Origin of the sequence: Streptomyces olivochromogenes (assembly GCF_001514115.1) — a bacterium.
Classification (GTDB): domain Bacteria; phylum Actinomycetota; class Actinomycetes; order Streptomycetales; family Streptomycetaceae; genus Streptomyces; species Streptomyces olivochromogenes.
In genome coordinates this window covers 1,206,876-1,227,159 of record NZ_KQ948451.1, presented here as the reverse complement: position 1 = coordinate 1,227,159, position 20,284 = coordinate 1,206,876, and the positions used below count along the sequence as shown (strand labels likewise).

Genomic DNA, 20,284 nt, shown 5'->3' with positions numbered 1-20,284 from the left:
ACTGGGTGACTTTGGTTGTAGAGCCATGTCTTGTTGGCTCTGAGGAGGCGGGCATGTTTGATGAGGCCAGCGAGAACGAGCTCTTGCTCGCCGCACTGATGCAACTCGGTGCGAAGGGCGGCTCAATAGGAGCTGCCGCTGGAGGGGCGGCCACCGGAACGCACGGTTTGGGCAGAGCAGGGGCGCGGGGCGGTGCTCGTGGAGCCGCTCGAGGCTTCAAATGGACAAAGAAGGATGTCAGTACCACTCTTGTCGAGTTGTCCGGAACGGTGACGGCAGTCTTCCAGCTGGTCCACACGACTCTGGCCGACATGGGGAATCTGCTGGGCGTGGAAGCCCGAGACAACGGGGGCATCGCCGTACGAGCGATAGTCGGTGTAGGGATTGGGGGCCTGAACCCCACCATTGTGACCGCTGTTGTGGCCGCAGGCCCCGAAGGGGTAGCGGTGGTGGAGCTTCGCGCCGCAGGTCGTGAGGGGCTCATCAAGCAGCACCCCGCCGAAAAGGCTCTGGCCAAAATCACCGCTCAGCTCACAACTGCCTCGCAGTGACGACGGCCGCACGGACCCAGCCCAGCGGGCGCCCTGGAGGTGAGTTCGGCATCCATGGCGAACGCCGCGTTCACAGCCCCTTTCCCGTGCCTGAAGAGAGGCCATCCGCGCCTTTGCGGGCCTGGCCGGCGACCGCGCGGCCACCCGATGACCACCGCCGGCCTCATGCGATCGATCGATAAGGTCGGCAGATGACCAGTCGCAGCCGCGACCGCGTCGCAGACGTCCGCAGCGTCGTGGTGACGCACATGCTCGACTATCAGATCGACTCCGTTGTGCCGCTTGGCGAGGGCCTGGACAACCTGGCGTACGAGGTCAACGGTGAGCTGATCGTGCGCTTCAGTAAGGAGCCCGACCTGGCACGGCGGACCGCCCTGGTGGGCCACGAGGCCCGCGTGCTTGCAGCCGTCGGCGATATCTCGCCGCTGCCCGTCCCCGAACCGACGTTCACAGTCGCGGAACAGGGATGTCTGGCCTACTACAAGCTTCCCGGCACGCCGCTGTTGGATATGCCGCGGCACCAGCGATCGACCCACGGCACGTCGATCGCCGCCACGCTCGGCGAGCTCCTCACTGCGCTGCATGCTGTTCCGATCGATCAGCTGGTCGATCTGGTGGACGCGGACCACCAGCCGCTGGCCGAGTGGCGGCATGAGGCCACCGAGAATTATGTGACGGTAGCCGGGCACATACCGGCGGCGCACCGCCGACCCGTCGAGGCGTTCTTGGGTGCCGCACCACCGTCCGGCGGATGCACCCCAACGTTCTCCCACAACGATCTGGGGATCGAACACGTTCTCATCGACCCTGTTGCATGGACGGTGACCGGCATCATCGACTGGAGCGATGCAGCCGTCGTCGATCCGGCCTACGACTTCGGGCTGCTCTACCGCGATCTCGGCCCTGCCGCTACCCGCGCCGCCATCAGCAGCTATCGAACCGACGCCAACGACCTCGCGGCTCTCAGCGCGCGCGCCGTGTTCTATGCCAGGTGCAGTGTCTTCGAGGACCTGGCACACGGCATCGAGACGGAACAGGGCAAGTACGTCGACAAGAGCCTTGCCGCGATGGAATGGCTGTTTCCGCCATAGCCACCGCATCTCGACCGAGCGGCCAAGGGCATCAATCCCCGTGCGGGTACCAGCGCCCACCATGCTGCAGACAAATCGGCTACGAGCGAGGCTTGACATGGATCACCAAGCAGCGTTCACAGAGCTGTGCTGCCATGTGACCCGTGGGTGATGCCGGCGGTTGTGCCCGGACTGCCGGTCAGGGACGCAGGTGGGCCAGTAGTTCTTCGCCGGCGGGGTATCCCTGCTCCTGGGGGAGCAGTCGGGTCGCTGAGTCCAGTTCGCCGTCTTTGACGAGTGCGTGGATCTCGTTGGTGAGTGGAGTCACGTCACTGATGGACACGATCCAGTCGTCCGCGTAACGCGACGATGCCTCACCCGAGAGCCCCAGTTGTAGCGAGCGGTACGGCAGGGGACGCAGGTGCAGATCGCGTTCGGGATCCCACTGGACACGGGCCGGTGCGCGCTTGAGGTCGCGCTGCCAGGCGCTGCGATCAGGATGCAGTCCGCGAACGTAACTCGACAGGCAGGCATGGCGCAGCGCCCAGTCGAAGCCGTCGCGAGTGATCTCGACGGCCAGGACAGTCTCCTGCCCGGTGTTCGTGCCCCAGTTTGAGCGGTACATCATCCATATGAAACTGGGTTTGATCCACGTCATGCGGCCAGGCTTCCACGCAGCGGGAAATCGGCCGTCGCGGATGGCGGGCAGTCCGATCTCAAGCGAGTACGCCTGGTAGACAGTGATCGTGGATGCCGTGTGGAGCGCGCGGATCCTGCGGTGCGGTTCTTCCATGGCGTACAGCGTGGGCTCGGCCAGGTCAGGTGACCACCGATTTTCGACTGCCACTAGTGGCGACGGCGCAATGGTCTGTGAACGCTGCTTGACTTGGGTCATCAAGCAGCGTTCACAGACCTAGGACACAGCCAGCTGCTGTACACGAAGTCCCTCTAGTCCACCTCGATGCCGAAATCCTGCACGAGTTCCTTCAGGCCACCGGCGTAGCCCTTGCCGCCCAGGACGAAGTCCCAATCCCCGTTCGGCCTTCGACGGAAGGAGCCGAGCACCAAGGCGGTCTCGTCGGACCGGCCGTCGGAAACCTCAAGTTGTCCCAGCTCGGTCAGCCGCGGGTCGAGCAGACGGATGCGGGCGTCCGTGAATCCGGAGAGGTCGGCGTCCGGGTTGGCCTCTGGGTCGATCGCGGCCACAAGGACGAACCGGTCAGCCTCATCCGGCAAGCCGTCGAACGAGACGCAGATCGCGGCCTTGTCAGGTGCTGTGGGGGCCAGAGTCCTCACGGAACCGTCGGCTGTCTGCGGGTTGTTGAAGAAAACAAAGTGATCGTCGCTGAGGACTCGGTTGCCACGGCAGACCAGAGCACACACATCCAATGCCACGCTGCCGGTCCACGACCTGCCCAGGACGTTGTAGTCGTGGGGCAATCGAGTGTCAGGGGTCGCTGGCGTCGGCGGTGCCGTGCTTTGACGGCCGCCCTCACCCAGGCGCCCACGCAGCCCATGACGATGCAGCAGGTCAACAAGCTCGGGGCCCGAGATCAGCTCCAGCGGCTTGCCGTTGGCGAAGGTGTGCGAGCTCTCCGGTGAGGCCGTTAAGCGTTACGCGGACGAGTGGACCGTGGCCGTCAGCGACGTGACTCCGCTCGCCCGAGAGGTCCACGAGCTCGTAAGCCGCAGCGAGCTGGATGCCGCGGCCGCACTGCTGCCCAAGGAACGCCCCTACCCCGCCGGGGACGAACTACTGGCCGCCCTGCGCGCGTGACCGACAAGTTTCACCGAACGGCAGGAGCGCGTCGCGATCCTCACCGCGCTGCGCGACAGCCTCGTCCACCGGATGCCATGGCCGGCGGCACTCGGCGGCACCCCAGACGAGCAGGCCGCTTGATCGTGAAGTGCCGTGGCCCTTTCGGCCGGACGAGCAATCGGCGTTGTCACATCGAACGCACCAACGCCTGGCACGACACCTTCAACCGGGGGCCGGCCGGGGTCAGGGGAAGATCGGGCGGGGGCCCAACAGGAGGGCGGCGAGGCGCAGGTACGCCTTGTAGGCCTCGGGGGTCAGCCAGGAGAGTTCGACCGTGCTGCCCATGGTGAGGTGGCCGTCGCGGGGGACCATGACGACGCCGCGGCAGCGGGAGCTCAGGCCGCGGATACTGGCGGCGTCGAGCGTCCAGCCGGCCGCGGGGCGGCTGTGGTTGAGGACGACGACGGCCTCGCGGACCAGATCCGGCAGGTCGAGGGTGACAAGACGGTCCATGGCCTGCTGCGCCTGGGTCAGACCGGCGGGGTCGGCCCGCGACACGATGACCACGCGGTCGGCCGCCCTGAGCACCGTGGGCATGAACTTGTCCGAGTCGACCAGGGTGAGGTCGAAGTAGTCCCGGGTGGTGCGGGTCACCCGGTGGAAGTCGTAGTCCGTGAACTGGCCGACCGACGCGATGCGTGAGACGGAGTCGTTGGCGAGAACCTGGAGCCCCGAGCGGTGCGGCGACAGGAACAACTGGAGATCCTCGAAGTGCCGCACCTCGTGCAGCGACTCGGCCAGGTCCGACAGGCTGGCCAGGGTGTTGCGGAAGACCCGCCCGCCGATCCGGACCTGGCTGCCCGTGTGCCGGTCGGCGTCGATGGCGAGCACCCGCTCCTGCCGCTGGTCGGCCAGTACGGCCCCCAGCACCATCGTGGTCGTGGTGCAGCCGACCCCGTCCTTGACACCCACGAGCGCGATCCGCAGGGGCTCGGGCAAGGGAGTGCGGATGGTGCGCATCCACTGCTCGTGGTCGTCCTCCTCGTCGCTCGCCGTCTCCGGCTCGACGGCGGGGCTGTCGTCGTCCCCGCCCGTGCCGCCCTCCACGTCCTCCCACTCCACCCCGCCCGGCAGCAGCGCCCCGAAGGCGTCCGCCACCTCGCGGGCGGTCGGCCGCCCCGCTGGTTCGGGCTCGACACAGCGCAGCAGCAACTCCGCGATCGTCCCGTCGAGTTGCGCGAGCTGCGGACTCCTGCGCAGCGCGTCGTTCTCGTACCAGCGCCACGGCCGGCCGGTCGCGGCCTGCAACAGGATGGAACCCAGGGCGTACACGTCGCCCGCCGTGATCCGGGACTCGCCCCAGTACGTCACCTCGGGCGCCCGGTAGGGGGAGTTGGCCGGCGTGGACGGTGTCGACGCGCTCCACGCGCCGTCGATGCGCGCCGACGTCCAGCCGATGAGGTGCAGCGTCGACTCGGTGACCAGCACGGTGCCCGGGGTCAGCGCGCCGTGCACGATGCCCTTGTGGTGGCAGCGGGTCAGCGCCCGCGCCAGGTTCCAGCCCAGCCAGGTGAACAGCGGAGTCCCGGGCAGCGCCCCGGCCGCGTCGAGCACGGCACGCAGCGTGGGCGCGGGCGGACCACCGCTCAGCGTGTCCAGACGCAGCGCCAGCCACGGCGTGGGGCCCTCCAGGTCACTGCGCACCACGGCGGGCGCGTACATCCCGTCCATACGGCGCAGCGCCCGGCGTTCCACGTCGAGCAACTCCCGCGCCACGGGCGAGTCGAAGGAGTGCGACACCCGCAGCAGCACCCGCTGCCCTTCCTCGTCCTCCCCGATGTACGCGGTGGGCTTGCCGCCCGTGCCGTCGCGTTGCAGCAGCGAGTACGGGCCCAGGGTATGCAGGTCCTGCAACCGCAGCGGCAGCCACGACGGGGCCGCCTCCAGGCCCGACGGCAGCCGCACCTCCTCGTACTCGGTGCTGCGCGGCGGCGTCGCCGCCATCGGTTTGGCACCCAGGTGGGTGAGGAGCCGGTCCTCCAGCCAGGCGAACGGCCGTGTCCCGGGCAGGAGTTCGCCCGTCCCGGAGGGGTGGGCGAGCCAGGCGGGGAAGTCGGGGGAGCGGCCCACCAGGGTGCGCAGCCGCGCGGTGACCGCCCGGGTGGTACGCAGCAGATCGATCGGGGACGCGGTGTCGAGCAGGATCTCCTGGGCCTCGCCGGCGAAACCGAACCGGCGGTGCTGCGCCGGCAGCCGCTCGTCGACCGGCTCCACCTGACGCATCAGACCGCCCAGGAACACCTCGGCCAGATGCGCGGTGTCGGCCCGCCACGGCACGGCCGCCTGCACCAGCCGCATCACGGGCACCGTGAGCGGGGACACCGCCGCGAGATGAGCGGCCAGCCGGTAGGCCCCCGGGGACGCGGCGTCCCGGAACCTGAGCACGGCGTCCGCCGCGCCACCGCCCCGGGTGTCGGCCCCGGCCCGTGGCGCCTTCGCCTGCAGCGGCGCCAGCAGGGGCAGCTCCGCGCTGCCTCCCGGCGAGGCCACCAGCCGCGCCCACGCGGCGACCGCCGGGGGATAGGGCTCCAGCACGGGGACGGGGACCCCGGGGAACTCGTCACCGAGCCCCGGCGGCAGCAGCGGGTCGGCGACCTCCCAGGTGTCGTTCGCCGCGCCGCGCCGCCGGGTCGTCACCAGCCACGGCTCCGAGCGGATGCCCGACCCGTCCCACATGTGGGAGGGCAGCGCGTGCATGATCGCCGTCGGCCCCTGGTGCGCCCAGCGTTCCAGCGCCGCGTGCAGTCGCCCGTCCCGCCAGCAGGCGCCGACGCCGTCGCTGATCACCAGCACCAGCGTGCCGCCCGAGGGGTCGGCGACCGACGCGGGGGAGAGCAGCGGGGCGTGCGGGTCGAAGGGGCGGGAGCGCAGCAGCGGCGCCCCCGCCGACCGGGTGTCCAGGCCGTGCACACGGATGTCGCGGAAGGCGCCGAGGCGTTCCAGCAGGGCGCGCAGTTCCATCGCCAGCCGCCGCCACAGCAGCATCGAGATGCCGTCGTCGATGAGGAGGGTGAGGTCGAGCCAGCGCTGCCGGGCGGGGCGGGTCACCACATCGGGCAGCCCCGTCTCGGCCATGGCGGCCGCCGTGGCCTCCTCGTCGAACTCCCGCTTCAACGGCCCGGGCTGGGGCTGTTTCAGCAGCCGGAGCGCACGGCTGAGGCGCAGCTCGTCCGACCCGAGCGCCTTCTCCTCGGGGACCCGTACGGGCAGCGCGCCCTCGCCGGGCGCGCCACGCAGCCCCGGCGCGGCGAGGTCCGCGAACTCGGGTGCGCTGCGCGCCGCTGCCGCCGCGTGCAGCGCACCCAACAGCTGGGCGGGAGGCGGCGGTTGCGCCGGTGTGGCGGGCGTGGGGGAGTCGAGCTCGGCCGGGGCGGGGCCGGGCGTGGAGCGCTCGGTGTCTCCCGCGCCGGTGCCCGGCGGCGGCACGGCGTCCGCGGCCAGCGCGTTCGCGAGCGGCGCCGCGGCTCCCGGGGGAAGCCGCGTCGCCAGCCACAGGGTGTCGAGCAGTTCATGGATCGACAGCTCGTGACCGGCCAGCCGGCCGAGTTTGCTCAACGGGGGCAGGATCGGCGGGGCACCCGCAACGTGCGAGCCGCCCGACCCGCCACCGACGTCACGCGGGTCGCCCCCGTCGCCCCCGTCGCCCCCGCGCACGCTAGACCATCCCGCCCAGGCGGTGGAGTACGGCGTCCAGCAGCCCTTCGGCGTCCAGATCGACTCCGCCCTTGCGCAGGAACACGGCGTTGAGCAGCTGGTCGGTGGCGAGTTCGCCAGGCGCCCGGCGGTTGAGGAAGGCGTGCAGCAGGTCGTCCACGTCGGACAGCGCGTCCTCACCGAGGTGCGCGGCGACGATGTCCCGCAGCCGGGCCTCGTCCGGGTCCGGCAGATCGAGCCGTACGCAGCGGCGCATGAAGGCCGGCGGGAAGTCCCGTTCGCCGTTGCTGGTGATCACCACGACGGGGAACTCCCGGCAGCGCACCACCCCGCGCGTCACGGTGACCCGCTCGCCACCCGAGCCATGGGTCAGCACCGGCACCTCGGACTGCGTCTCCGGCAGCCGGGACAGCTCGGGTATCTCGAACTCGCCCTCCTCGAACACGGTCAGCAGATCGTTCGGGAGGTCGACGTCACCCTTGTCGAGCTCGTCCACGAGCAGCAGCCGCGGCCGGTCGCGCGGCACCAGGGCGGTACCGAGCGGCCCGAGCCGCACATAGGTGCCGATGTCGGGCTCGGGGTCCCCGCGCTCCTGGCGCAGATGCGTCTCGCGCAGCCTGCCGATCGCGTCGTAGCCGTACAGGGCGTCCTTGAGGACCGAGCGGCTGTTGACGGGCCACTGGAGCACCGGTCCGAGGGACAGCTCGTGCGCGATGGCGTGCGCCAGCGAGGACTTTCCGGTTCCGGGGTGCCCGGTGACGAGCAGCGGGCGGCGCAGATGGAGGGCGGCGCTGACCACGTCCGCCTCCGTGCGCCCGATCAGATACGGACGGTGCCGCGGGCGGCCGCCCGGTCCGTCGCCGAACTGCCGCCAGGGCGGCGCCTCGGGGAACTCCACCTCACGGGCCACGCGGTCACCGCGGAACAGCCGCCACCCGTCCTGCGTCTGCTGGGTCATCCTGTCCGCTCCGTTCCTTCCGAGGGGTCGGCGAGCTGGAGTTCGTCGGGCAGCGGCAGCTCGATGTCCTCCCACACCAGGGCGGGACGCGCGGGCACCGCCCGGTCCGCGTAGGCGCGGACCCTGAAGTGCCGTACGCGCTCCGGGAGTCCGTCCACGGGACCGTGCGGTGCCAGGGCGTCGAGCGGGGCGCAGTCGTCCGGACCGGGGACGGCCCGGTCCCAGAGCACGACCGGCACCCCCATCACCAGGCACACGGGCAGCAACTCGCCGCGGTGCTCGGTGCTTCCATGCACAAGGACGCGCGCGGTGTCCCGATGGGTTGTCTTCAGCAGCCCGATGAGTCCCGCCCGGCCGCCGATCCTGTGGTCCGCGAGGAGGGTGTCGCTCTGGTGACGGGCGTTCCAGCGCCGCTTGAGATCGGCGGGTCCGGTGCGTGAGCGCCGCCGGATCTTCGGGCAGCGCAGCACGAGGTGGAAGTCCTCACCGAGCCGCGCGGAGATGTACTCCTCGGCGCCCGCCCCGTCCCACTCGTCGAGCGCGAGCTCCAGCGCGTCCGGCGGCACCGACACGGCGACCAGCGCGACCCCGTCCCCGGCGCCCTCCGCGCCCCCGGCCACCTCCCGGATCAGCCGGGCGATCTCCCGTCCGGTGCGCGGCCGGTCGGACTCCGAGGCGGCGCGCGCCGGGGTGCCGTCGGGGCGCAGCCGCCACACCGAGCAGCGGTAGTGGTCGGCCGGGTCCTTGGCGTACCGGTCCAGCTCCACCAGGACCCGTACACCGGCCGGCGCGGACCGCCGGGACCAGCGGTCCGCGTCACCGCGCCGCTCCTGCAGCGCCGAGGAGTGAATGCCCAGGCGGGCGGCGACCCGGGCGCTCCACTCCCGCAGCGCCTGCCGGGCCAGATCGCCGGACGTCTCCGCCGCCACGTACTCGACGACCCGCAGCAGTGCGGGCAGCCGGGGCGACTCGTCGGGCACGGGCGAGCCGTCCCCGTACCAGCCCTCCAGTTCGTGGACGACCGCGGGCACGGCCGACGGTGCCAGGCGCGCCGCCTGCAGCGAGCGCGGCAGGTCCACGTAGGGCAGCGCGGCGGTCGCGGCCCGCGGCAGCAGGCCCGGATCGTGCTCGGTGAGATGCTCCAACTTGACCACAAGCGCCCGGTGTTCGGCCACCGACAGCAGCCGCGCGGCCTCTGTCAGCCGGCCCAGGGCGAGCAGCCGGTCGAGCTCGGCCCGGCCGCGCGGATCGTCCGCCACCTTGGGCGCGAGGGACTCGGCGAGCGTGGGCAGCGCCCGCTCCGTGCCGCTGAGCAGATGGGCGAGTTCCTCCACGGTCGGCGCGCTCCCGTCGCCCGGGGCCCGCAGCGCGAGCTGGGCGGCGAGCACGGTGGCGTGGTCGGCGCGCGCCCGCGGGTCGCCCAGCAGGCTGTGCAGGGGGCCGACCATCATGTCGCGCACCGACTCGGCCTCGGCGAGGGTCGCGGCCGATCGCTCCCGGTTGCCGTTCACATGCTCGGGTGCCGCCCCCACTCGGGCCAGCTCCCGCAGGACCGACTGCCAGCCGAGCCCCCAGCTGCGCCGCAGCGTGTGCTGGGCCGAGAACACCCCGTCGGGCGCGGTGATCCGCCCCACGACCAGGCCGACGGCCGCCCGGTCGGTCACCGACCAGAGGGGCCCGCCGCTGTAGCCCTCGTCGACCGCCGCGCCGGACAACTGTCCGTCGAGATAACAGATCCGGCCGTCGTACGCCCCCACCCGCGCGTCGGCGTACGAGAACGGCTGCCCGCCGCCGTACCAGGCCCGCACCTGCTGGCCGCGCTCCATCTCCAGCCAGCGCACCGGGCTCACGGGCGGGGGAGGCGCCTCGTCGAGTTCGAGGACGGCCAGATCGCCGTCCCACTCCAGGGAGCCGTCGGCGACCGGGCCGTACTGCGGCGACCGCGGCGGTATCCAGGCGACCAGCCGGGCCTGGTGCAGATCCACGGCGGACAGCACCGGGAAGGACACGTCGAGGGTGACCTCCCCCGGGTTGTGCGGGCTGAGGCTGCGCAGCCCGAGCGCCAGGTTGATGACATGCGCGCAGGTCAGCAGCCTGCGGCCGGAGAGGTAGACACCCGCCCCCGCGGTTCGGCCGCGATCGCTGGACAGGACGCGCACCAGCGCACCGCGGGCGTCGCCGGACGACGGGTCGTCCGGCGATCCGAACCAGGTCACGGCTCCGTCCGGCGGGGCAGCTGCCAGGTCGCCGAAATAGTCATGCTGGCCTGGCCGTTGGCCCCGACGATGCCGATCTTCAGGTCCTGCCCGATCTGGATGCCGAAGTCGACGGAGATCTCGTGCGGCGGGTCGGGTATCCCGCGGATCGCGTCGTGCACCTGCTGCAGGATGGGCCCCAGCGGGCTCAGCACACTGCGCAGACCGTCCGTCGCCAGCGACGCGACCCGCGCGCCACGCCCGACCGGGACCACCCCGGAAATGCCGCCCGGCAGATCGGCGTCGACGGCCGGGGCCGCCGACGCCTCCCCCGCGGCCGCGAGTTCGAGCCGGACGTGGGCCCCGTCGTCGAGGGCGAACTCCATGTAGTCGTAGTGCGGCACACGGGCATTGTGCCGATCAATGTCCCGTGAAGGTAGTGAAGTTGGCGAATTCGCCGTAGCCGATGGGCGACTAGCCCACCCGGTGGCCGTTCTCCAGCTCCGCGGTTCCGCCGCCCTCCGTCAGTACGTCCAGCGCGGCGAGGACCCGGCGGCCGAGTGAGCCCGGCAGATACTCGGCCAGTTCCTCCCGCGGCACCAGCCGCCACGACAGCAGTTCCTCCTCCTGCAACCGGATCGCCTTGAGCTCCCGCTCGCCGAGGACTCCGCCGTCGTACAGGTAGGCGACCAGCGGGGGCCGCGCCGTCCCGTGCACCCAGTCGACCGCGAGCAGCGGACCGAGTTCGATGTCGAGCCCGATCTCCTCGGCGGTCTCGCGGCGCGCGCCCTGGCGCGGGGTCTCTCCGTCGTCCGACTCGACGGTGCCACCCGGAAGGGCCCAGCCCTCACGGTAGTTCGGCTCGACGAGCAGCACCCGGCCGTCACCGTCGCGGAAGAGCGCGGCGGCACCGGCGAGGACACGGGGGAGGCCCGCGATGTACGTGGCGAAGTCTGGAGTGGTCATTCCCAAAGCGTACGTACGAGATTGAGAGGTCGACGACGACGCCATGGGTGTCCCGGACCTCGACGACGACGCCATGGGTGACCCGGACCCCGACGGCCCCGACACTCGTCGGCTAGGACAGGTCCCGGGCGTCGGGCCCGGTACCGGACCCGCCCTGGGCCTCGCCCTCCGCCTCCGCCAGCGCGACCGTTCGTGCCGCCAGCTCACTGATCCGTACGCCGTCGAAGCCGAACACCGCACTGCGTACGGTGTCCTCCAGCGGGTCCTTCCACTGCGCGGGAACGGCCCCGGCCCCGCACAGGACCCCGGCCACCGAGCCCGCCGTCGCGCCGTTCGAATCGGTGTCCAGGCCGCCGCGGACGGTCAGCGTGATGGTCCGGGTGAAGTCGCCGTCGCCGTAGAGCAGCCCGGCCGTGAGGACGGCGGCGTTCGGGATCGTGTGGATCCAGCCGAGCCCTGCGGTCTCCTCGGACACCGTGGTGAGCGTGTCCTCCCAGGTCATCCGGGTCTCGTGAAGCGTGAGCACCCGGCGTACGGTGCGGGCGAGGCGACTGCTCGCGGGAATGACGGTCAGCGCCGTGTCCAGTGCGTGGCGGACCGTGGGCGCGGTGAACGCGGCCGAGACGAGCGCCGCCGCCCACATCGCCCCGTACACACCGTTGCCGGTGTGGGACAGCACGGCGTCCCGACGCGCGAGGGAGGCTGCCCGGCGCGGCGCACCCGGGCTGGTCCAGCCGTAGACATCGGCGCGGATCAGGGCGCCGATCCACTCCTGATAGGGATTGTCGTACGTCGCCGTCAGCGGCGGTTTGATGCCGTTGGCGAGGTTGCGGTACGCGGCCCGCTCCGCCGTGAACGTCTGCAGATACGGCAGCCGCAGCAGCCACAGGTCGCCGACCTGCTCGGTGCTGAAACCGAAACCGTGCGTCTCCAGCAGGTGCAGGCCCAGGATCGCGTAGTCGACGTCGTCGTCACGGCAGCTGCCGTGGATGCGGCCGCGCACGCATTGCCGCCACTCGGGCCGCAGCTCGAACTCGCCGGCGTCACCGTCGGTGGCGGGCTCGGGAAGATAGTCGGTGAGCGGCAGGGCGGCGGCCTGTCGCAGATAGCGGTCGATACGGTCCCGCGTCCAGTGGTCGCCCTGCTCGACCGGCTTGCCGAGCATGTTGCCCGCGATCCGGCCCAGCCAGCCCCCGAGAACGCGGTCCGCGAGTTCGGTGCCCACAGGGGTCATAGCTCCGGTTTACCCAATTCCGGGCATGAGCGTGCGGTGTTCCGCGGTCCGGTCGGGGCATGACGGCGGGGGCGTCCTCCGGTTAAGGTCGCAGCGGCGCGACTGCCTTGACGTGTGCGAGGCCGGAAAGCAAGGGGAATGCAAGGTGGCGGACTCTGCTGTGAAGACGACACGTGCGGGCACCGCGCGTGTTCCGCGTGTGCTGATCGCCGCGGACAAGTTCAAGGGGTCGCTGACCGCCGTTCAGGTCGCGGAGCGCGTCATGGCCGGCCTGCGCCGCGTCGTGCCGGATGTCGAGGTCGAGGCGCTGCCCGTGGCCGACGGCGGCGACGGGACCGTGGACGCGGCGGTCGCTGCCGGGTTCGAGCGGCGGGAGGTGCGGGTCGCCGGCCCGCTGGGCGACGAGCTCACCGCCGCCTTCGCGCTGCGCGGCGACACCGCGGTGGTGGAGATGGCGGAGGCGAGCGGATTGCAGCGACTGCCCGCCGGGGTGTTCGCGCCGCTGACGTCGTCCACGTACGGGTCCGGGGAGCTCCTGCGGGCCGCGCTGGACGCCGGGGCCCGGACGATCGTGTTCGGCGTGGGCGGCAGCGCGACGACGGACGGCGGGGCGGGGATGCTGTCCGCGCTCGGGGCGCGGTTCGTGGACGCGGAGGGGGAGCCGGTGGCTCCCGGCGGTGCGGCGCTGAGTGACGTGGCGACCGCGGACCTGTCCGGCCTGGACCCCCGCCTGTCCTCCGTGGACTTCGTCCTCGCCAGCGACGTGGACAACCCGCTCACCGGGCCGAAGGGCGCGCCCGCCGTGTACGGCCCCCAGAAGGGGGCGAGCCCCGACGACGTGGAGATCCTGGACGCGGCCCTCGGGCACTTCGCCGCGGTTCTGGAGAAGTCGATCGGGTCCAGGGCCACGGAGTACGCCGCGGCGCCGGGAGCGGGGGCCGCGGGTGGCATCGGCTACGGTGCGCTGGTCCTGGGCGCGCGGTTCCGTCCCGGTATCGAGGTGATGCTCGACGTCCTCGGCTTCGCGCCCGCGCTGGAGAGGGCCACCCTGGTGATCACGGGTGAGGGGTCCCTCGACGAACAGACCCTCCACGGCAAGGCTCCGGCGGGGGTGGCCGCGGCCGCCCGTGCCGCGGGCAAGGAGGTCGTCGCGGTGTGCGGGCGCCTGGCACTGCGGCCGGAGGCGCTCGGCAGGGCCGGCATCCGGCGCGCGTACCCCCTCACGGAGGTCGAGCCCGACATCGCGCGGTGCATCTCCGACGCGGGACCGATCCTGGAGACGGTGGCCCAGAACATCGCCCGTGACTTCCTGACCTGACCCGTTTCCTGGGTACGACCCGCCCCGTCCCGGGGTACGACGAGGTATGACGAAGGGGCCCGAACCGGTTGTCCGGTTCGGGCCCCTTCGGGCGTGTACGAGGAAAAGCTACGGCAGCTGCGCCGCCCGTGCCTCACGCCGGTTGTCGCGGAAGTTGTTCACCCGTCGAGCCGTCGCGAACAGCGGAATCACCGCACCCATGACGAGCTGCAGCGCACAGCCGGTCTGGAGCAGGAGCTGACCGCTGGGGGCGTCGAAGGCCCACGCCGCCAGCAGACCCATGGACAGGACGATCCAGGAGAGCATCGCCACCGCGAGGCGGCCCCGCGGCTTCGGGTACTCCACCCGGCTCACCATCAGCCATGCCGTGCCGAGGATCGCCATCAGCGTCGCCGCGAAGGGCAGCTCCAGGAGCACGATCGAGACCACCGTCAGCGCTCCGAACGGCGACGGCATGCCCTGGAACGTGCCGTCCTTCACCGTGACGCAGGAGAAGCGGGCGAGGCGGAGGACGACCGCGAGCAACACCACGATCGCGCCGAGCGCCGCCACTCTCTGGTGCGCGTCGTCCGCGACCATGCCGTAGACGAGGACGAAGTACGCCGGCGCCAGACCGAAGCTGATCAGGTCCGACAGGTTGTCCAGTTCCGCGCCCATGGGGGAGGAGCGCAGCTTGCGGGCGACGAGGCCGTCGAAGAGGTCGAAGACCGCGGCGCAGAGCATCAGGATGACGGCCGTGGCGGCGCTGTGGCGCGCCATGCCCGACTCCTGGCTGCCGGTGAGGTGCGGGATCAGAATGCCCGTGGTGGTGAAGTACACCGCCATGAAGCCGCACGTGGCGTTGCCGAGGGTGAGGGTGTCCGCTATTGAGAGGCGGAGAGAGAGGGGCATCTCCTCCTCGTCGTCCACCTCGTCGGCCTCCGGCACCCAGCCGGCCTGAGTCTCAGGATCAATCACGGTCAATTCGAGTCACCCCAGCCACGGTCTTCTGACCGACTTCCACATCGACCTCGACACCCTCGGGGAGGTAGATGTCGACGCGCGAGCCGAAGCGGATGAGACCGATCCGGTCGCCCTGCTCGACCTTCGTACCTTGCGGGATATAAGGAACGATACGGCGGGCGACCGCGCCGGCGATCTGGATCATCTCGATGTCACCGAGTTCGGTGTCGAAATGCCAGACGACGCGTTCGTTGTTCTCGCTCTCCTTGTTGAACGCCGGCACGAACCCACCGGGGATGTGCTCGACCGAGGTCACCGTGCCGGAGAGCGGCGCGCGGTTGACGTGCACGTTCAGAGGGCTCATGAAGATCGCGACGCGGGTGCGTCCGTCCTTCCACGGCATGATGCTCTGCACCACACCGTCGGCGGGCGAGATGACCCGGCCCGGGGCGATCTCGCGCTCGGGGTCGCGGAAGAACCACAGCATGCCCGCCGCGAGCGCGGTGGCGGGTACGGCCACGGCCTTGGCGGCGCCGGAGCGGCGTGCCTTGACCAGACTGAGTGCTGCGGTGGCAACGGTCGGGAGAAGCCACGGCGATGCTCCGCGCGCGAGGCGGACCCGGCCGCGAGGTGCAGAGGTTTGGCTGTGGGGCATGGATGACCTTCGTAGCGGATGATGCCGCGCTGGAACGGGGGACGGCGGCTTTCCCGGGATCGTACCGGGCGCGGGCCGCAACTGGGCAAGCCAGGAAGCCGAGTCGGCGGCCGAAGAGTATTGACGGGGTGTGATCTTCTTCTCGAAGAAAACACCCCGAACCAGGACATCCAACCCTGCTTAACCCTGGAGTCGATACTCTTCGAGCAGTCGGCGCCCGATGATCATTTTCTGGATTTCGGCGGTACCTTCGCCGATCAACAGCATCGGCGCCTCGCGGTAGAGGCGCTCGATCTCGTACTCCTTGGAGAAGCCGTAGCCGCCGTGGATCCGGAAGGCGTCCTCGACCACTTCCTTGCAGTATTCGGAGGCGAGGTACTTCGCCATCCCTGCTTCGAGGTCGTTTCGTTCCCCGGAGTCCTTTTTGCGGGCCGCGTTCACCATCATTGCATGGGCCGCTTCGACCTTGGTAGCCATCTCGGCCAGCTTGAACTGGATGGCCTGGTGCTGCGCGATCGGCTTGCCGAAAGTGTGACGCTGCTGGGCATAGGAGACACCCAGCTCGAACGCACGCTGTGCGACACCGCAACCACGTGCCGCCACGTTGACGCGGCCGACCTCGACTCCGTCCATCATTTGGTAAAACCCTCGGCCAGTGGTGCCGCCGAGTACCCGATTGGCCGGAACGCGAAGTCCGTCCATGATGAGCTCGGTCGTGTCGACGCCCTTGTAGCCCATCTTGTCGATCTTCCCGGGAATGGTGAGGCCGGGGCGGACCTCGCCGAAGCCGGGCTCCTTCTCGACCAGGAAGGTCGTCATCGACTTGTGGGGCGCGGTGCCCTCCGGGTGTCCTTCGTCACTTCGTACGAGCACGGCCACCAGGTTCGACGAGCCGCCGTTCGTCAGCCACATCTTCTGACCGTTCAGGACGTACTCGTCGCCGTCCCTGACCGCCTTCGAGGTGATCGCGGAGACGTCCGAGCCGAGAGCCGGCTCCGACATCGAGAACGCGCCGCGCACCTCGCCCAGCGCCATCCGGGGCAGGAAGTGGTCCTTCTGCTCCTGCGTGCCGTGCTGCTTGAGCATGTACGCCACGATGAAGTGCGTGTTGATGATGCCGGAGACCGACATCCAGCCGCGGGCGATCTCCTCGACGCAGAGCGCGTAGGTGAGGAGGGACTCGCCCAGGCCCCCGTACTCCTCGGGGATCATCAGGCCGAACAGGCCCAACTCCTTGAGGCCGTCGACGATCTGCTGGGGGTACTCGTCGCGGTGCTCCAGCTCGGTCGCGACCGGGATGATCTCCTTGTCCACGAAGTCGCGGACCGTGGAGAGGATCTCCTGCTGGACGTCGGTGAGACCGGCGGTCTGGGCGAGTCGCGCCATGGCTACTTCTCCTGCTGCTTGAGTTCCGGACGGCCGGGCTGCTCGCCCCCGCGCTCCTTGATGTACGTCTCGGTCGGCACCATGACCTTGCGGCGGAACACGCACACCAGCGTGCCGTCCTGCTTGTAGCCCTTGGTCTCGACGTGGACGATCCCGCGGTCGCTCTTCGACTTCGAGGGCGTCTTGTCGAGGACCGTGGTCTCGCCGTAGATCGTGTCGCCGTGGAAGGTCGGCGCCACGTGCTTCAGCGACTCGATCTCCAGGTTGGCGATCGCCTTCCCGGAGACGTCCGGGACGGACATGCCGAGCAGCAGCGAGTAGATGTAGTTGCCCACGACGACGTTCCTGCCGAAGTCCGTCGTCCGCTCCGCGTAGTTCGTGTCCATGTGGAGGGGGTGGTGGTTCATGGTCAGGAGACAGAAGAGGTGGTCGTCGTACTCCGTGACCGTTTTCCCGGGCCAGTGCTTGTAGACCGCGCCGACCTCGAACTCCTCGTACGTGCGTCCGAACTGCATGGTGCTCAGGCCTCCGGGGCTTCGAACTTGGACGTGCGCTGCATGCCGGCCGCCCGGCCCTTGCCCGAGATGACCAGGGCCATCTTGCGGCTGGCCTCGTCGATCATCTCGTCGCCGAGCATCGCGGAGCCCTTCTTGCCGCCCGCCTCGGACGTGTAGTACTCGTATGCGTCGAGGATGAGCTCGGCGTGGTCGAAGTCCTCCTGGGAGGGCGAGAAGATCTCGTTGGCCGCGGCGACCTGGTCCGGGTGCAGCACCCACTTGCCGTCGAAGCCCAGGGCGGCGGCGCGCCGGGCGACCTCGCGGTAGCCCTCCTGGTTGCGGATCTGGAGGTAGGGGCCGTCGATCGCCTGGAGGTCGTGCGTACGGGCGGCCATCAGGATGCGCATCAGGATGTAGTGGTACGCGTCAGCCGGGTAGCCCGGCGGCTGCTCGCCCACGACCAGCGACTTCATGTTGATGGAGGCCATGAAGTCGGCCGGGCCGAAGATGATGGTCTCTACACGCGGTGAGGCGGCCGCGATCTCGTCGACGTTGACGAGCCCCTTCGCGTTCTCGATCTGCGCCTCGATGCCGATCTTGCCGACCTCGAAGCCCATCGTCTTCTCGATCTGCGTCAGCAGCAGGTCGAGCGCGACGACCTGCTGGGCGTCCTGGACCTTCGGCAGCATGATGCAGTCGAGGTTCTGGCCCGCGCCCTCGACGACCGTGACGACATCGCGGTACGTCCAGTGCGTCGTCCAGTCGTTCACCCGCACGACCCGCGTCTTGCCGGTCCAGTCGCCCTCGTTCAGGAACTTCACGATGGTGTGCCGCGCCTCGGGCTTGGTGAGCGGGGCGCAGGCGTCCTCCAGGTCCAGGAAGACCTGGTCCGCGGGGAGGCCCTGGGCCTTCTCCAGGAAGCGGGGGTTCGAGCCGGGCACGGCCAGGCAGGAACGCCGCGGGCGAAGGCGGTTGACGGGCGTGGTCATGCGGGGACCTCCAGGGGGTCGAGCTTGTTCGCTTTGCGGATCTCGTCGACGATACGGCCGATGATTCCGGTGATGTCGAAGTCCTTCGGTGTGAATACCGCGGCGACTCCCGCGGCGCGCAGCAGTTCGCCGTCGGCGTTCGGGATGATCCCGCCGGCGATCACCGGGATGTCGGCCGCGCCGGCCTCGCGCAGCCGCTCCAGCACGTCGGGCACCAACTGGGCGTGGGAGCCGGACAGGATGGACAGACCGACGCCGTGCACGTCCTCGGCGACGGCCGCGTCCACGATCTGTTCGGGCGTGAGCCGGATGCCCTGGTAGACCACCTCGAACCCGGCGTCGCGGGCGCGCACGGCTATCTGCTCGGCGCCGTTGGAGTGCCCGTCCAGGCCCGGCTTGCCCACCAGGAAGCGGAGCTTGCCGACGCCGAGCTCGCGGGCGGTCTCCTCGACCTTGCGGCGCACCAGCGCCAGCGCGGTGCCCTCCTCGGCGGTGACCGCGACGGGCGCGGACGAGACACCGGTGGGGGCGCGGAACTCGCCGAACACCTCGCGCAGGGCCTCGGACCACTCGCCGGTCGTGACCCCGGCGCGGGCGCACTCCAGGGTGGCCTCCATGAGGTTGCCGGTGCCCTTGGCCGCCTCCTTGAGCCGCTCCAGCGCCTTGCAGGGGCGCGGGTGGTTGAACGGCGGCTGGTAGCGCGTGTCGCGCCACTGCTGGAGCGCGGCGACCACGCGGGCCTCGACGGCCGGGTCGACGGTCTGGATCGCCGCGTCCAGGTCGGCGGTGAGCGGGTTCGGCTCGGTCGACTCGTAGATGTTGACGCCGACGATCTTCTCGGTGCCGCCCTCGATCCGGGCCCGGCGCTCGGCGTGCGAGGAGACGAGCTGCGACTTCAGATAGCCCGACTCGACGGCGGCCATCGCCCCGCCCATCTCGTCGATCCGGTCCATCTCGGCGAGCGACTCCTCGACGAGGGCCGCGACCTTCGCCTCGATGACGTGCGAGCCCTCGAAGATGTCCTCGTACTCCAGCAGGTCGCTCTCGTGCGCCAGCACCTGCTGGATGCGCAGCGACCACTGCTGGTCCCAGGGCCGGGGCAGCCCCAGCGCCTCGTTCCAGGCGGGCAGCTGCACGGCACGCGCGCGTGCGTCCTTCGACAGCGTCACGGCCAGCATCTCGAGGACGATCCGCTGGACGTTGTTCTCCGGCTGTGCCTCGGTCAGACCGAGCGAGTTGACCTGGACGCCGTAGCGAAAACGACGCTGCTTGGCGTCCTGGATGCCGTAGCGCTCGCGCGTGACCTGGTCCCAGATCCGCCCGAACGCCCGCATCTTGCACATCTCCTCGATGAACCGGACACCCGCGTTCACGAAGAAGGAGATACGGGCGACGACGTCACCGAACTTCTCGGCGGGCACCTGCCCCGAGTCGCGGACGGCGTCCAGCACGGCGATGGCCGTCGACATCGCGTACGCGATCTCCTGGACGGGGGTCGCGCCCGCCTCCTGGAGGTGGTAGGAGCAGATGTTGATCGGGTTCCACTTGGGCATGTGGGAGACCGTGTACGCGATCATGTCCGTCGTCAGCCGGAGTGAGGGCACCGGCGGAAAGACATGCGTACCCCGCGACAGGTACTCCTTGACGATGTCGTTCTGCGTCGTCCCCTGGAGCTTGGTGATGTCGGCGCCCTGCTCCTCGGCGACGACCTGGTAGAGCGCCAGCAGCCACATGGCGGTGGCGTTGATGGTCATCGAGGTGTTCATCTGCTCCAGGGGGATGTCCTGGAACAGACGGCGCATGTCACCGAGGTGCGAGACCGGCACCCCGACCCGGCCGACCTCGCCGCGGGCGAGGATGTGGTCGGGGTCGTACCCGGTCTGCGTGGGCAGGTCGAAGGCCACGGAGAGACCCGTCTGCCCCTTGGCGAGGTTGCGCCGGTACAACTCGTTGGACGCCTCGGCGGTGGAGTGACCGGCGTAGGTCCGCATGAGCCACGGCCGGTCCTTCTCCCGCCGTCCAGCGGCGTTCTGACGCTCAGTCATCTCGG

16 protein-coding genes and 2 pseudogenes are annotated in these 20,284 nt (G+C 70.3%); 4 read left to right on the top strand and 14 right to left on the bottom strand.

Features of this window, described 5'->3' with window-relative positions; translation table 11 throughout:
* The first annotated feature begins 53 nt into the window (after positions 1-53).
* Both AQJ27_RS56295 and AQJ27_RS05555 read left to right on the top strand, forming a co-directional pair.
* Entirely contained in the window at positions 54-551 is a 498-nt protein-coding gene (locus AQJ27_RS56295; protein WP_159064327.1) for a hypothetical protein, read from the top strand.
* A 191-nt stretch (positions 552-742) separates the two neighbouring features.
* Complete coding sequence (locus AQJ27_RS05555) at positions 743-1,642, top strand: phosphotransferase family protein (RefSeq protein WP_067362286.1); 900 nt, start codon at positions 743-745, stop codon at positions 1,640-1,642.
* 178 nt (positions 1,643-1,820) lie between these two features.
* On the opposite strand, the gene AQJ27_RS05550 is transcribed toward AQJ27_RS05555, so the two are convergent.
* Positions 1,821-2,414, bottom strand: coding sequence for a DUF4291 domain-containing protein (locus tag AQJ27_RS05550; RefSeq protein WP_067362284.1), 594 nt, complete (start codon positions 2,412-2,414; stop codon positions 1,821-1,823).
* 155 nt (positions 2,415-2,569) lie between these two features.
* Positions 2,570-3,211 (bottom strand): annotated as a pseudogene (locus AQJ27_RS05545) (TerD family protein); the annotation flags it as partial.
* Position 3,212: 1 nt separating this feature from the next.
* Between AQJ27_RS05545 and AQJ27_RS05540 the strand changes: the two are divergent.
* A pseudogene (locus AQJ27_RS05540) lies at positions 3,213-3,398 on the top strand (DUF4291 family protein); the annotation flags it as partial.
* A 225-nt stretch (positions 3,399-3,623) separates the two neighbouring features.
* On the opposite strand, the gene AQJ27_RS05535 reads toward AQJ27_RS05540, so the two are convergent.
* The 6 genes from AQJ27_RS05535 to AQJ27_RS05510 form a co-directional block, all read right to left on the bottom strand.
* On the bottom strand, positions 3,624-6,995 hold the full coding sequence (locus tag AQJ27_RS05535) for an SAV_2336 N-terminal domain-related protein (protein ID WP_159064326.1): 3,372 nt from the start codon (positions 6,993-6,995) through the stop codon (positions 3,624-3,626).
* 100 nt (positions 6,996-7,095) lie between these two features.
* Positions 7,096-8,052, bottom strand: a complete 957-nt coding sequence (locus tag AQJ27_RS05530; RefSeq protein ID WP_067362278.1) for an AAA family ATPase — start codon at positions 8,050-8,052, stop codon at positions 7,096-7,098.
* Positions 8,049-10,268: a VMAP-C domain-containing protein gene (locus AQJ27_RS05525; protein WP_079064789.1), complete on the bottom strand. Its 2,220-nt coding sequence runs from the start codon at positions 10,266-10,268 to the stop codon at positions 8,049-8,051. The genes AQJ27_RS05530 and AQJ27_RS05525 overlap by 4 nt, the downstream gene beginning before the upstream one ends.
* On the bottom strand, positions 10,265-10,651 hold the full coding sequence (locus tag AQJ27_RS05520; protein WP_067362274.1) for a CU044_2847 family protein: 387 nt from the start codon (positions 10,649-10,651) through the stop codon (positions 10,265-10,267). Before AQJ27_RS05520 ends, AQJ27_RS05525 begins: the two co-directional genes overlap by 4 nt.
* Before the next feature lie 70 nt (positions 10,652-10,721).
* Complete coding sequence (locus AQJ27_RS05515; RefSeq protein ID WP_067362272.1) at positions 10,722-11,213, bottom strand: NUDIX domain-containing protein; 492 nt, start codon at positions 11,211-11,213, stop codon at positions 10,722-10,724.
* 112 nt (positions 11,214-11,325) lie between these two features.
* Complete coding sequence (locus AQJ27_RS05510) at positions 11,326-12,447, bottom strand: ADP-ribosylglycohydrolase family protein (RefSeq protein WP_067362269.1); 1,122 nt, start codon at positions 12,445-12,447, stop codon at positions 11,326-11,328.
* A 199-nt stretch (positions 12,448-12,646) separates the two neighbouring features.
* Between AQJ27_RS05510 and AQJ27_RS05505 the strand changes: the two genes are divergently transcribed.
* Positions 12,647-13,765, top strand: a complete 1,119-nt coding sequence (locus tag AQJ27_RS05505) for a glycerate kinase (RefSeq protein WP_067362871.1) — start codon at positions 12,647-12,649, stop codon at positions 13,763-13,765.
* Positions 13,766-13,873: 108 nt separating this feature from the next.
* Here AQJ27_RS05505 and pssA read toward each other — a convergent pair whose 3' ends face one another.
* The 6 genes from pssA to AQJ27_RS05475 form a co-directional block, all read right to left on the bottom strand.
* Positions 13,874-14,692: a CDP-diacylglycerol--serine O-phosphatidyltransferase gene (gene pssA / locus AQJ27_RS05500; protein ID WP_054230301.1), complete on the bottom strand. Its 819-nt coding sequence runs from the start codon at positions 14,690-14,692 to the stop codon at positions 13,874-13,876.
* Positions 14,693-14,714: 22 nt separating this feature from the next.
* Positions 14,715-15,362 carry a phosphatidylserine decarboxylase gene (locus AQJ27_RS05495; RefSeq protein WP_079064788.1) on the bottom strand — a complete coding sequence of 216 codons (648 nt, stop codon included), beginning with the start codon at positions 15,360-15,362 and terminating at the stop codon, positions 14,715-14,717.
* A gap of 180 nt (positions 15,363-15,542) precedes the next feature.
* A complete protein-coding gene (locus tag AQJ27_RS05490) occupies positions 15,543-16,748 on the bottom strand; it encodes an acyl-CoA dehydrogenase family protein (RefSeq protein ID WP_054230299.1) in 1,206 nt (401 codons plus the stop codon).
* Between the two features lie 2 nt (positions 16,749-16,750).
* Positions 16,751-17,263 (bottom strand): MaoC family dehydratase, encoded by a 513-nt coding sequence (locus AQJ27_RS05485; RefSeq protein WP_054230298.1) that lies wholly within the window; start codon positions 17,261-17,263, stop codon positions 16,751-16,753.
* A 5-nt stretch (positions 17,264-17,268) separates the two neighbouring features.
* Positions 17,269-18,234, bottom strand: coding sequence for an HpcH/HpaI aldolase/citrate lyase family protein (locus tag AQJ27_RS05480; protein WP_067362265.1), 966 nt, complete (start codon positions 18,232-18,234; stop codon positions 17,269-17,271).
* A complete protein-coding gene (locus tag AQJ27_RS05475) occupies positions 18,231-20,279 on the bottom strand; it encodes a protein meaA (RefSeq protein WP_067362263.1) in 2,049 nt (682 codons plus the stop codon). Before AQJ27_RS05475 ends, AQJ27_RS05480 begins: the two co-directional genes overlap by 4 nt.
* Between the last annotated feature and the right edge of the window lie 5 nt (positions 20,280-20,284).